Raw genomic sequence first — 14,444 nt, 5'->3', positions numbered from 1 at the left:
GAAATGTTTCTTTCAAGAGTCCTAACAAAGTTATAAACAACTTCTCAATTTTCAAGCAAAACACATCGAATATTTTTAGGAAAAAACACTAAAAACGCTTCTTACGCTTCATTTCATGCTATTAAGCATTCTGCAATCTGGCAATATTGGCCTTTTCCAACTGATGTTTGGCATAATCCAACGTCACGGTAAAGGTTTCTTTCCGCTCAGAAGGAATCTCAAACATGGCGTCCATCATGATGGTCTCGACAATGGAACGCAAACCGCGAGCACCAAGTTTGTACTCCACAGCCTTGTCCACAATATATTCGAACACGGCATCTTCGAATTCCAACTTCACACCGTCCATCTCAAAGAGTTTGACATACTGTTTGATAATGGAGTTTTTGGGTTCCGTCAAGATGGAACGCAAAGCAGCACGATCCAACGGATTCAGATAAGTGAGCACCGGCAGACGACCGATAATTTCCGGAATCAAGCCAAAGGACTTCAAATCCTGAGGAGCAATATATTGCATCAGATTATTCTTATCAATGGTAGCCGTATTGCGTACAGCACTATAGCCTACAACATGGGTATTCAGACGTTGGGCAATTTTCTTCTCGATACCATCAAACGCTCCGCCACAAATGAAGAGAATATTCTTGGTATTAACCGGTATCATCTTCTGTTCAGGATGTTTTCGTCCGCCCTGGGGAGGTACATTGACTACCGAACCTTCGAGCAACTTCAGCAGCCCCTGCTGTACGCCTTCACCACTGACATCACGAGTAATAGACGGATTGTCTCCCTTACGGGCAATCTTATCAATTTCATCTATAAACACAATACCACGCTCAGCTTCAGCTACATTATAATCAGCCACCTGAAGCAAACGGGTCAGAATGCTTTCAATATCCTCACCTACATAGCCAGCTTCGGTCAGTACCGTAGCATCTACAATCGTGAAAGGCACATGCAACAGCTTGGCAATGGTACGTGCCAACAGTGTTTTACCTGTACCCGTACTGCCCACCATGATGATGTTTGATTTTTCAATCTCCACATCATCACCGCTATCTTTCTGCAACAAGCGCTTATAATGATTGTATACAGAAACGGAAAGAAAGCGCTTGGCATCGTCTTGTCCGATGACATATTGATCCAAGAAAGCCTTAATTTCCACAGGTTTGGGCAGTTCCTTCAGATTTAATTTCTTAGTACCGTCCTTCCGCTTACTTTCCATGGCTTCTTGCGTGATTTCGTAAGCCTGCATGGCACAACTATCACAGATGAAGCCGTTCATTCCTGTTATCAGAAGTCCGACTTCATCTTCCGTGCGGCCACAAAAACTGCATCTATTCTTTGTTCTTTTTGAATCAGCCATATTTATTTCTTAATCAACACTTCATCTACCATACCATACTCTTTAGCTTCCTGCGCAGTCATCCAATAATCACGATCGGAATCAGCCCATACCTTATCAAAGGGTGTATGTGAATGGTCGGCTATGATCGTATAGAGTTCTTTCTTCAATTTCTGAATTTCACGAGCTGTAATTTCGATATCCGAAGCCTGTCCCTGTGCTCCTCCCATCGGCTGATGAATCATGACACGCGAATGAGTCAGAGCAGAGCGTTTACCTTCAGCCCCAGCCACCAACAATACAGCCGCCATACTGGCTGCCATACCCGTACAAATAGTAGCGACATCACTGCTGATAAACTGCATCGTATCGTAGATACCCAGACCGGCATATACTGAACCGCCCGGTGAATTAATATAGATAGAGATATCCTTACCCGGATCTACCGAATCCAGGTAAAGCAACTGCGCCTGGAGGGTATTAGCCGTATAATCGTCGATCTGAGTACCCAAAAAGATGATGCGATCCATCATCAGACGGGAGAACACATCGAGCTGGGTAACATTCAGCTGACGTTCCTCCAAGATATAGGGATTCAAATAACCGGCCTGCGACTTAATCACATCGTCCAATACAAGGCTGTTCATTCCCAAATGCTTGGTGGCATACTTTCTAAAATCATCCATAATCTTTCTTACTTAATTAAATGCGGGTGCAAAGAAACAAAAAAGAATAGAGAGAGACAAAAAAATCGGGGATGTTTGAAAAGTTTTTCAAACATCCCCGATTATAACAATGATAAGTCAAATCTTATTCGAACATTTTATTGAAATCGGCAGCCGAGATACTCTTGTGCTCCAACGTAACCTGAGGCTTCACAGCAGCTACCAGCTTCGTCTCTACCACACGGTTTACAAGACCTTCAATGCTTTCTTTCTTTTTCAGCATTTCCTTGGCATAGTTATTCAACAGGTCTTCAGGAACATTCAACATGCCATACATAGCAAACTGCGCACGAGTTGACTCCTTGGCCATATTGGTAATATCATCCTGCTCAACCTTGATATCGTTAGCCTTTACCAACTGTTCCTTAATCAGATGCCAAGTCAGCTCTTCGATGCTCTTGTCGTAGTTTTCCTCCACGAACTTCTCGCCCTTATCAGCGTTGTTAGCCAGCATCACGCGCTTCAGCAATGCATCAGGGAATTCCAGCTTGCCAACTTTCTCCATCATTACCTTACGCAGGTCGATGAGGAACTTATAATCGCTATCGGCTACAAACTGCTTGGCAATCGCTTCTTTTACTTTAGCACGGAATTCTTCTTCCGTCTTCACTACGCCTTCGCCAAATACCTGGTCAAAGATTTCCTGGTTCAAGTCGCCAGGAACAAAACGAGTGATTTCTTCTACCTGATAGCTGAAGTTAGACTTCACCTCGGCAGCGGCTTCTTTGTCGATCTTCAGCAACGAAGCCAATTCGGCAGGATTACCATCCCAGGCTGTGTGCGGGTTGAATACGAGCACATCGTTCACCTTCGCATTAGCGAAGATAGCCTTCTGCTCGTCGTTCTTCATATAAGAAGGCATCATCACGGCACCTTCTACCTGAATGCCACCTTCCTTCGTATTACCCTGCTCGTCAAGTTCTGCCAACAGACCCTTCAGCATATCGTTGTCTGCATATACATCTACCTTGTCATACTTGCCGTTACGCTGTGTGTAAGACTTCACCTGATTGTCCACCAGTTCGTCGGTAACCTCGATGTCATAGTAGTCTACCTTGTCGGCAACGCTTACTTCAGCCTTGAATTCGGGAGCCAGTGCGATATCGAACAGGAATTCGAACTCTTCCTGCGTATCGAAGTCGATGGCGGGCTGCTTGTCCTCGTTGGGCAGCGGCTCACCCAGGATGTTCACCTTATTGTCTTGTATATACTTGTATACAGTTTCAGAAAGCAACTTGTTCACTTCCTCAGCCAATGCCGACTTGCCGTACATCTTCTTCACGAGGCTCATCGGAACCATACCTTTACGGAAACCGGGCATCTGAGCTTTCTGACGGAAAGACTTCAGAGCCTTGTCTACCTTCTCCTGGTAGTCAGCTTTCTCAAGCTTTACGGTAAGCAGTGCGCTCACCTTGTCAATGTTTTGCAATGAAACGTTCATCGTAACAAATTATTTATTTGATTTATACTATATTCCAAAATCTCAAAATGAGTGCGCAAAATTAGTGTTATTCTTTCAATTATCAAAAAAACGGGAAGCAAATTATTTTTAAGAGAGACTTTTCACACCTTTCCCAAACTTACTCCAACCAGCTACATTTCAACCAAATGTCCCAACTGCCCTCTATATTCCGTGATCAAACTATCAAAAACTTCCTGCACCGTAGGAATACTCCGTATCAGATATGCTACTTGCCCGATTTCAAGTTCCCCTTCGTCAAGATATCCCTCAAAAATTCCCTTCTTCGCTTTACCGAAGCCTACTATTTCCTTCAGTTCTTCCACAGAAGCACCTCTGTTTTCAGCCTCTTCCACTCTACGGAAAAATTCGTTCTTAACAAGTCGGGTTGGTACTACCTTCTTCAAAGACAACATCGTATCACCTTCCTGCAAACCGATACACAAATTCTTAAATCCTTCGCAGGCCGAGCTCTCTTGGGTAAGGGCAAAGCGGGTACCAATCTGTACGCCCTCTGCTCCCAGCGCAAAAGCAGCCAGCATACCGGCTCCCGTACCTATTCCGCCTGCGGCAATTAAAGGTATATCAATGCTTTTCCTTACATGAGGCACAAGCACCATCGTTGTTGTTTCTTCCTTTCCGTTATGCCCACCAGCCTCAAAACCTTCTGCCACAACAGCATCCACTCCTGCTTCTTGACACTTCTGAGCAAATTTAGTGCTGGATACCACATGGGCCACTTTTATTCCCGCTCCGTGCAACTTATCCGTCCATGTCCTTGGACTTCCGGCAGACGTAAACACCACAGGAACTTTTTCTTCCATAATGACATCCATCATAGCTTCTGCATGTTTGTACAACAAGGGGACATTCACGCCGAAAGGTTTGTCAGTCGCAATCCTGCATTTTCGAATATGCTCCCTCAGTAAATCAGCATTCATCGAACCGGCACCAATTAGCCCCAATCCGCCAGCATTACTGACCGCTGATGCAAGCCGCCAACCACTGCACCACACCATTCCACCCGAAATAATGGGATATTGTATCTCAAAAAGCTCTGTAATTCTATTATTCATCATCTATGTTCATTTTAAGCCATTCATATATCAATGGCTAAAAATACGAAGTTTTTTTATTTGAAGAATGGCATCCAAAAAGAATTTGCCAAGCCAGCACAAAATTAATATAATCATGAGATTTAAGCCTCTTTTTATTAAACCTCAAATCCGCAACCTATAGGGTTTAGTGGGATTTTGCTTGCAAAGCGACAAAATTCATTTTATTGTACATATTTCTTGCACAACAGAAATGTCGCAGACACAAAATCCCCTTACCCCATAAAGCGACTTGAGGTAATACGCTGGTTTAACCAGAAAAGCATGGTCTTTAACCAAAGTCTGTCTTGAACAGGTTGGCATAAGCATTGTTGTCTGAGTAAATATTCAATACATGCCTACGTGATGTCTTAATCCATTTCGCAGGAACAGAGATGAACTTGAAAACAAAGGTCTTGATTCTGCTGGTGGCACGCAATCCAAATTCATGGGTTTTCAATCTCTGCATAATAGCTTTGTAGAAGTTTCTGATGAGAGCTGTCATAAGCAGGAATACAGTATTCTGTGCCATGAACGATTTTGGCAATCGATTCCAGCCAAAGCCATTGTTCATGTCATCGAAGATGCGTTCCTTGCCACCACGAAGATTGTAGAATTCCACGATGTCTCTTGCACTCGACTTGTAATCGTTAGTCAGTATACATCTGTAGGTATATTCGCCTTCCCAAATGTCAAGGTCTCCATCTATTCGCCTTTGTCTCTGTATGACAAGACGATACGGTTTTCCTTTCCATTTCTCAACAAGGATGGAATTCAGCTCAAATTCAATACCGTTGATTTCAACAGTTTTCCATCCAGTCAAGGCAAACATGGAATCGTAGAAGGAAGAGCATCTGTTGGCACGAATATAAAAATGCCTGCAATGAGCCTCTACCATATCTACGATTTCCTCCGAGCATGAGCCGCAATCCATGCGGGCACGGGATATATATACTTCTGATGCCTCCAGTCGCTTGAAGATTCTTTCCAAAGTCTCTCTTTGGTTGAAGCGCACGTTTGTGTTGCCGTCTCTATTTTCAATACCGACAATCATGTCGTTAATGACTGCCACACCTGGACTATAGCCCAGGAACTTCTTGTAGGTTGGTTTTGCATCATGCTTCTCTGTTTCAATGAACTGATGGTCAAAGTCAAAATCATACTCTTGACCGGATTTCAATTGACCAGTAGCAAGCAGGGCTTTGATCAATAAGCAGTTCATCTTGTCTGCAGTATTGAAATCATAGGAGTTGCCAGAAGCAGATTTATAGGTGATGTTCTTACAAGTCAGTTCTTCGATAGCACGCAATATGGTGTCTGCGCTGCAAGTGCGAAGAGTTGGATGAAGAGACAAATGTTTCATCAAGTGAGTTGTAACATCCTCAATACATGAGCCGCCACAAAGATATACGCACATCAGAGAGCGTAGAATTTCGCTATATTGATAACCAAACATAGTGCATCTCAATCCCAAGGTGGAATCTATGGTTTGAGCTAAAAGAGCATCAAATTGCTCCATAATAGAAAAAATTCCTCCAAAAGGAGTGAGTTTCTCAGATTTTATTTGTATCTTTGCCATGTCATATTAGAGTTTTGCTTGTCTTCTTTTCGCAACACTAAGGTAAGTGAAAATTCTGACATGGCAAAATCCTGGGCAACTTTTTGTTGCTCAGGCACTTATAAATAATGTTAAACTATAGTGTTGCGGAATTAAGGTTAAATTGAAAAACAGCAAGACACCCCCCTTAAATTCCATATCAAGCGAGAAAAAAAGACGAAGTAAAAACAGTAAATAGCTCCGATCCTCTAACAGATTTGTATATAAAAGAATTATATTTGCAAAGAAAAACAATATTCTCCATGAAAAAAACAAGAAACATTGGCTTGCTCGTGCTTATGGCCACGAGCCTGGGTCAGCTTAATGCAACTCAGACTACCGGCGGACTACCTTTCGAAACCACCGCCACAGTATTCCACCCCACAGACACACCGGCTTCAGTCCACGGCCTCCAGTTCAGACAACTGCCCCAAGTTTGGGACGAAGGCATCCCCTTGGGCAACGGCATCATGGGAGCGCTCATCTGGCAAAAAGATGACAGGCTACGCCTGGCTCTTGACCGTGCCGATTTGTGGGACCTGCGTCCCGTCAAAGAGTTTTCAGGCTCCGACTATACATTCCGTTTCATCTGTGAAGCCGTAGAAAAGAAGGACATGAGTCCCGTCTACAGGTTAATCGACGACCGTACGAGTATAGACATCGCTCCTTCCAAAATTCCTGCAGGTGCCATCGAAATACCTATCGCAGGTTTAGGGAAAGTAAAAAGTACAGAATTGGACGTTCACACAGCTGTATGTACCATCACATGGGAAAATGGCACGACTGCCCAAATCTTCACCAACGCCACAGACAAAGTTGGACATTTCCGATTCACCCATCTTCCACAAAAGCCTGAAATTTTGCTGGAAGCTCCTTCTTACGAAGTTCCTCAAGGAACAAAAATCGAACGTAATTCACTGGCACGTCTGGGCTATAAAAAAGGAAAAGTGATCGTCAAAAAAGGCCATATCACCTACCGACAAAAAGCCTACGGAAACGTAAGTTATGAGATAGACGTACGATGGAAACAACCCGACCCTCAGACTCTGGAAGGGACTTTCTGCCTGACCACACAAGGCACTCCCTACAGCGAAGCCACGCAAGCTTCCCAACAAATGGATAACTACGCAAAGGACTTCACAGCCGCATTGCACGAACATACAGACTGGTGGAAAAACTACTGGGAACAATGCAGTCTCAGCCTGCCCGATGACCCAACGCTGGAAAGGCAATGGTACTTGGAAATGTACAAATTCGGTGCCGCCTCGCGCAAGGATGCGCCTCCCATCTGCCTGCAAGCCGTATGGACAGCCGATAACGGCCAAACTCCACCTTGGAGAGGCGACTTCCATAACGACCTTAATACACAACTGAGTTACTGGCCGGGCTATGCGGCCAACCACCTGGAAGAATCCGCCGTTTTCACTGACTGGCTCTGGCAGATCAAAGAAAACAGCGAAGCCTATACCCGCCAGTTCTTCGGCGTAGAAGGCTTGAACGCACCCTGTATCTCAACGCTAGACGGCAAGAACTTGGGTGGATGGAATCAATATTCCCACCAACCCACTGCTTCAGGATGGCTCGCACAACACTTTTACCTGCAATGGAAATACTCAGCCGACGACATTTTCCTACGCACGAGGGCATATCCTTGGGTGAAGGAAGCGGCACGCTATTTTGAGAACATTTCCGTAAAAGACGAGAACGGGAAACGAAAACTTCCCTTGTCCAGTTCGCCCGAAATCAATGACAATAGTCTAGAAGCCTGGTTCAAACAGACCACCAATTTCGATCTGGCATGCATCCGCTTCACATATCAAGCCGCTATCGAAATGGCCAAACACTTACAATTGGACGAGGAAGCTGCACACTGGCAAAAGCAGCTAAGCGAATGGCCCAACCTAGCAACAGACAGTACCGGCCTGACCATCGCTCCCAACTATCCACTTGAATACACTCATCGCCATTTATCGCACCTGCTGGCCATCCATCCGCTAGGACTTTTAGACGTATCACAGGGAAAAGAAGCCCGCCGCCTCATCGAACGCTCCATCCACCATTTCCAAGAGCTGGGAACTCAGGGATGGGTCGGCTATACCTACACTTGGCTTGCCAACCTCCAGGCCCGTGTATTCGATGGCGATGCCGCTGCACGCTCACTCCATATCTTTGCCAAAGCCTTTTGTTCGCCCAATAGTTTCCATCTGAACGGTGACCAACTGAAACAAGGTTTTTCTGGCTTCACGTATCGTCCTTTTACCCTGGAAGGCAACTTCGCCTGCGCATCAGCCATACAGGAAATGCTCCTGCAAAGTCACACTGGCATCATACGGGTGTTCCCCGCCTTGCCGATGAGTTGGCAAAATGCTTCTTTCAAAAATCTTAGAGCCATGGGGGCTTTCTTAGTCAGTGCCACCTATCATAACGGCAAAACAGAAAGTATCCATATCACTTCGGAAAAAGGCGGTCTGTTGAAAGTATTTAATCCCTTCACCCGTAAAGTGATTGAAAAACAAATGAAAGCTGGTGAAGTATTCAACCTGACCCGATAAACTTTATAATCCACCCATATTCAAACTTTAAAAAGCTGGATTGCTTATGCCAAAACTAACGTTTACACTGATCGGCCTACTCTTTCTGACACTGACAAGCCAGGCAGGAACGCCCATCAACGGATTATTGGAACGTATCGACACAAACGCCTCCCGCAAGTTTGCCATCGAATATGTAAAGTCGGATATAGATTTCTTTGAACTCGACCAGAAAGGGAAAAAGGTTGTTATACGAGGAAATAATCATGTAAGTATTGCGACAGGTATCCACTGGTATCTGAAGTATTACGCCGGTATCCACCTGACATGGAACAACATGCGAGCCAAGCTGCCGGATGTACTCCCTGCCGTCACGAAAAAGGAACGACACGAAACAACGCTGAAGCATCGCTACTACCTGAACTACTGTACCCACTCCTACTCCATGGCTTTCTGGGACTGGGAGCGATGGCAACAGGAAATAGACTGGATGGTCCTACATGGTATCAACCTGCCCCTGACCATCACTGGCACATCCTGCGTGTGGCGAAACGTACTTACACGACTAGGCTACAGCACGGATGAGGTGAACAACTTCGTAGCAGGACCGGCTTTCCAGGCCTGGTGGCTGATGAACAACATGGAAGCCTGGGGAGGTCCCAATACAGCCAACTGGTATGAGCAACAGGAGAAATTACAAAAGAAAATACTCAAACGCATGCGAGAATTCGGCATAGAACCGGTCTTACCCGGCTACTCAGGCATGGTGCCCAATAACACCAAAGAGAAGCTGGGACTGGATGTGTCCGAGTCCGGTCTGTGGTGCGGCTACCGTCGTCCTGCCATCCTACAGCCTACCGATCAGCAGTTTCAACATATAGCCGACCTCTATTACGAAGAGTTGACCAAACTCTACGGAAAAGCCAACTACTACAGTATGGATCCCTTCCACGAGGGGGGCAGCGTAGCGGGTGTAGACCTCGATGCCGCTGGAAAAGCCATTCACGCCGCCATGAAGCGGGCCAACCCGAACGCCGTATGGGTGGCACAGGCCTGGCAACGGTGTCCTTATGAAGAGATGATAGCCAACTTGCCCGCAGGCGACCTGATTGTGCTTGACTTGTACTCGGAAAGCCGTCCACAATGGGGCGATCCATCCTCAACATGGTATCGTGAAAACGGATTTGGCGCTCATGACTGGCTCTACTGCATGTTGCTCAATTACGGTGGCAATGTAGGATTGCACGGAAAAATGACACATGTCATCAATGAATTCTACAAAGCTCGAGATAGCCGTTTTGGACAAACATTAAAGGGGGTAGGCCTAACGATGGAAGGAATAGAGAACAACCCCGTGATGTACGAACTGCTATGTGAACTGCCTTGGCGCAAATCCCTCTTCACCAGTGACGAATGGTTAAAAAACTACATCCGGGCACGCTACGGAAAAAGTGACCCACAAATCGAGGAAGCATGGGAACTGTTACGAACCAGCATCTACAACTGCCCTCCATCTTCTACCCAGCAAGGCACACACGAATCCATTTTCTGCGCACGTCCTTCGCTCAAGGCTTATCAAGCTTCCAGCTGGTCGGAAATGCAAGACTATTATAAGCCGGAGGACGTTATCAAGGCAGCCGGACTGATGGTAGAAGCTGCTCCTCACTTTAAAGGTAATAACAATTTTGAATACGATCTGGTAGATATCGTGCGTCAAGCCGTAGCCGAAAAAGGTCGTTTGGTTTATTCCGTCGTGACAAGTGCCTATCTCGCTGGAGAAAAAGAACTGTTCAAAGCAGCTTCCTCCCGCTTCCTGCACCTGATAGAGCTACAGGACAGTCTGCTGGGCACGCGTGATGAATTTCGCTTGGGAAAATGGATAGGAATGGCCCGAAACATGGGCAAGACAGACGCCGAAAAAGACTGGCTGGAATGGAATGCCCGTGTGCAGATTACCACATGGGGCAATCGGCAAGCTGCCGATGCAGGAGGCCTGAGGGACTATGCTCATAAGGAATGGAACGGGCTACTAAAAGATTTCTATTACCTGCGCTGGAAGGCCTATTTTGATTATCTGGAAGCCAAGTTGAACGGACAAGAACCTGAAAATATAGACTTCTATGCACAGGAAGAAGCTTGGACGCAGAAACAGAATCCTTATCTACAGGAGACAGAAGGAGACGCCACTAGCATGGCACAAACTATCTACAGAAAAATCTTCCACTAACAAAAATTTAGGCACAGATTATACGAACGATCCCACTTGACATTCATATAAGTCTGTGCCTAAAAACAATTAAAACCCTACCTGTTATCTCGAAAAAAGAAGAGTTTACTTTTCTTCAAATCCAAACTGCTTAAAATAAACTTTCTGTTCCTGTCCTGTGATATTGATCAGACGGATTTTTTGTACATTCCGTCCTTCTACTTCTGCCTTAAAACGAGTCTTTCCGTTAACAGGTTGAAGAGGAAGTGCTTCCCAGCTTTGCCCATCAGCTGTTATTTCCAAACGAATAAGCTTCGGAGCATCAGCTATACCCAAATCGACAGTAAGACTTTTCAACGTACGCATTTGATCCATCATCAACAAAGCCTCACCTCCTGCCTGCCAGCGGATCACTTCGTTAGAAGGAGACACATTTCCCATCTTTCCTTTACGCAATACTGGCAGGGCCGCCAACTGAGGCACATCACTGCTCCAAGTATATGGCATATACACCGCACGTGTATCCAATGCAGCCTGATAAGCTTGATTATAAAGTCCGACACTCGCCTCAAACAAAGCATAGAACGTAGGAAGAAGCAGCTTGCTTCCACTCTTTATTCCAGGCTGGTAGGGATTCTGATTGTAAGAAGTATCGACTTTATACATCAGCAACTGTAAGGATTTTGCATGTTCATAAGCCGTTTCAAAGCCTGTTTTGTCTGTCACGGCCCGACGCATCATCTGCAGGACAGCCTCACCATATTGTCCCACCAGTTTAAACTGCATGAGCCAAGGCGTTATTTCGGCAATGAATGGTTGGTTCTCCTGAGATACAGACAAAATATCGGATGCAGTGACAATTTTACAACACTCTTCATTAACCTGACGCCAGGCATCCTCGTCAATGATATGCTGTTTTTCGTACGTAGAAAGCAAAGCTTCCAAAGCAGGTTGCAAAGCAACGGACTCTTCGCGACGGAAACGATGCCCGTTAGCACCCAAATCGGAATTATGAGCAGCAAAAGTTTCCAGATAAGCGGCATGTTGGGGCATCAAATCTTTAATGGCTCGCTTCCACGATAAGTCACTATCGTAATCGGACAGATTCCATGCATAATCGGCCACACTGTACAAAGCTATCTTGGACGCTTCGGCATGCTCCATGGGGTTAGAAACAAAACCTTCCATTTCGTCCTTGATATCAAGTGCATTGCCATAGACGGGCCCCATAAGCAGATGATCGCGTACATAATCAGATACAGGGAAATTCCACCAAATATAAGCCTTACGTTTCAGAAGCGGATTGATGAAATCCATCGTTTCACGGTCAATGGTAGCGATCACACTGTTTCCTGTCCACATTATCTGAACACCTTTGTTCAGCTTCTCTCCCAAAGTAGTCAAATAACCTCCCTTCACGTTGGACCATGCCTTATTATATTCCGTAGGACACATAATGAGCGGCTCCACATCACCTTTCACCTTTACAAAATGGTCGTCCAGGTAGTTCAACAAGTCTGCCTGTTTGTCAGCTTTCGTACCTTCTCCCGAAATATCATCGAAAAATACGGCAAAACCTCGTACACCTAGCTGATACATCTTTTCGAACTTATTGAGCAGATTCTGACGATCTTCGTCGTTCCACTTGATATCCTGCCCCGGATGAATGGCCCAATAGAAAATGACATTGTTCTCTTTTGCCTTGTCCACCAATTCCTTCAGCTGAGCAGCTTCACGTTCAGGGTAAGGTTTCCGCCAGTTTGGGGTACTGTGATAAGGATCATCTTTCGGACCATAAAGATACACATTCATTTTGTTGCGGCCGTAGAACTCCAATTGACGCAAACGGGCTTCATGACTCCAAGGTGTGCCGTAAAAACCTTCGACCACCCCACGATAAGGGATATCAGGATAATCCGTCACTTCAACCAGAGGCAGTTTAGGCAAAGTCAACAATTGTGCTAAAGTCTGTACACCGTAATAGGCACCACGAGCATCAGCACCAGCTATTACAATCTCGTTCTTACCAACTTTCAGGTAATAACCTTCGGCTTTGGACGGTATCAAGCGGGCATACTTACGTACAGCCTTATCCCCTTTTACGCCCACGGTTATTCGAAAATTAGCCTTCTCCTGATGACCAGGCAACAACGTACCGAGCAGACGAACGGCATCAGAAGCCGCCCCTTCGACGTCTGCCGAAAATCGATAGGCATCAGGCAGGACAATGCTGTCTTGAAGGGTTTCATAAACTTGAGGAGTGGGCTGCAGATGGAATTCTTGAGCGGAAAGCATTCCCAATGACAAACACCCAGCCCAAACGGAACATAAAAGTTTTCTTTTCATAGTAGCTTGATATTAATTGCTGCAAAAATACACGATTTCTGAATACCAGCAAACTCAGGATATTATTTTATCACTTTCTTCAATTTCTGCAGCAACTCAATATCTCCTTGCCTCATTTTTCCATTGGTCGCAGGAGGTATATTCAATATCAAAATATTATCCTGTGCCGTAGCACGTTCATAGACCTCCTTCAGTTCTGCAACAGACTTGTAAACTGTGTCTTGAGAATTATAAAACCAACGTTTTGAGACACATACGGTCGATTCAAAAGGCATGTAATATATTTTCCCCGCATGCGTAAACAATTTCGGATCAGGATCAGAAAGTAGCATCGGATCACCCAAACGAAAATCACTCGGGAAATAGCGAATCGGATCACCCTCCTTCTGCTTATCAGGTTTAATATTAATAGATTGCTTAGGAGCTGTAGGATCATTGGGATTAACATCCCGCCCAATACTCCAGTTAATACCAATCTGACATTGCGGCTCACGTTTTTTGATGGCTGCATAAATCTCCTTGACCGGCCAACGATAACTTGGCTTCGCCCAAGTACCATCAAACCAGAACTCTACGATTCGAGTATGTTTTTCCGTAATATCCATCAGCTCGTCCAATTGGGCCAACATATAGCGATTGTAAGCCTCGTCATCCTCCACACGATCCACTTCCGGATTCTCTTTTCTATCCCACAACGAGTAATATAATCCTAAACGTATCCCTTGTTTCTTGCACTCACGAGCCACAGCCTCTATCACATTTGTCGTATTGCCCGAGCGTGCGACATCATACTCTGTATACTGGCTATCCCATAAACAGAATCCATCATGATGTTTAGTCACCAGAATAACATATTTCATCCCGGCATCTTTGGCGGTTTTCACCCATTGAGCTGCATCAATCGTATCCGGACGATATGAAGCGGACGGCAAACTGCCGTCCGACCACTCCATATCATGGAAAGTATTGATACCGAAATGTATGAACATGCCATACTTCCGTTTGATCTGCTGTTTCTGATATTTGGAAGGCTTTTCCGATGAACGAGGTTCATAAGTTTTCTGTCCCAATACCACGAATGGTAACAGATAGGCCATCAATACTCCGATAAACAATTTTTTCATTTCGAACAAACCATTTA

At 45.2% G+C, this 14,444-nt stretch carries 9 protein-coding genes; 2 read left to right on the top strand and 7 right to left on the bottom strand.

Annotated features, from left to right (window positions below):
• Positions 1-121 precede the first annotated feature (121 nt).
• The 5 genes from clpX to BQ8005_RS14460 form a co-directional block, all read right to left on the bottom strand.
• Positions 122-1,366, bottom strand: a complete 1,245-nt coding sequence (clpX, locus tag BQ8005_RS14480; RefSeq protein ID WP_021847795.1) for an ATP-dependent Clp protease ATP-binding subunit ClpX — start codon at positions 1,364-1,366, stop codon at positions 122-124.
• A 2-nt stretch (positions 1,367-1,368) separates the two neighbouring features.
• Positions 1,369-2,031 (bottom strand): ATP-dependent Clp endopeptidase proteolytic subunit ClpP, encoded by a 663-nt coding sequence (gene clpP / locus BQ8005_RS14475; RefSeq protein WP_021847796.1) that lies wholly within the window; start codon positions 2,029-2,031, stop codon positions 1,369-1,371.
• Between the two features lie 124 nt (positions 2,032-2,155).
• Positions 2,156-3,511, bottom strand: a complete 1,356-nt coding sequence (gene tig / locus BQ8005_RS14470; protein WP_075318540.1) for a trigger factor — start codon at positions 3,509-3,511, stop codon at positions 2,156-2,158.
• Between the two features lie 152 nt (positions 3,512-3,663).
• Positions 3,664-4,605 (bottom strand): NAD(P)H-dependent flavin oxidoreductase, encoded by a 942-nt coding sequence (locus BQ8005_RS14465; protein ID WP_075319280.1) that lies wholly within the window; start codon positions 4,603-4,605, stop codon positions 3,664-3,666.
• 310 nt (positions 4,606-4,915) lie between these two features.
• Positions 4,916-6,202: an IS1380-like element IS942 family transposase gene (locus tag BQ8005_RS14460; protein WP_055235773.1), complete on the bottom strand. Its 1,287-nt coding sequence runs from the start codon at positions 6,200-6,202 to the stop codon at positions 4,916-4,918.
• A 281-nt stretch (positions 6,203-6,483) separates the two neighbouring features.
• Here BQ8005_RS14460 and BQ8005_RS14455 point away from each other — a divergent pair, with 281 nt between their 5' ends.
• Positions 6,484-8,772, top strand: coding sequence for a glycosyl hydrolase family 95 catalytic domain-containing protein (locus BQ8005_RS14455; protein ID WP_234984059.1), 2,289 nt, complete (start codon positions 6,484-6,486; stop codon positions 8,770-8,772).
• Between the two features lie 46 nt (positions 8,773-8,818).
• On the top strand, positions 8,819-10,978 hold the full coding sequence (locus BQ8005_RS14450; RefSeq protein WP_075318539.1) for an alpha-N-acetylglucosaminidase: 2,160 nt from the start codon (positions 8,819-8,821) through the stop codon (positions 10,976-10,978).
• A gap of 105 nt (positions 10,979-11,083) precedes the next feature.
• On the opposite strand, the gene BQ8005_RS14445 is transcribed toward BQ8005_RS14450, so the two are convergent.
• Together BQ8005_RS14445 and BQ8005_RS14440 are read right to left on the bottom strand one after the other, a co-directional pair.
• Entirely contained in the window at positions 11,084-13,303 is a 2,220-nt protein-coding gene (locus tag BQ8005_RS14445; RefSeq protein WP_075318538.1) for a beta-N-acetylglucosaminidase, read from the bottom strand.
• 62 nt (positions 13,304-13,365) lie between these two features.
• Positions 13,366-14,427, bottom strand: a complete 1,062-nt coding sequence (locus BQ8005_RS14440; protein WP_075318537.1) for an alpha-L-fucosidase — start codon at positions 14,425-14,427, stop codon at positions 13,366-13,368.
• Positions 14,428-14,444 lie beyond the last annotated feature (17 nt).

Origin of the sequence: Bacteroides togonis, assembly GCF_900130135.1 — a bacterium.
Taxonomy (GTDB): Bacteria; Bacteroidota; Bacteroidia; order Bacteroidales; family Bacteroidaceae; genus Bacteroides; species Bacteroides pullorum.
Note: the sequence above shows the minus strand (reverse complement) of the source record. Positions and strands in the feature narration are given on the sequence as shown.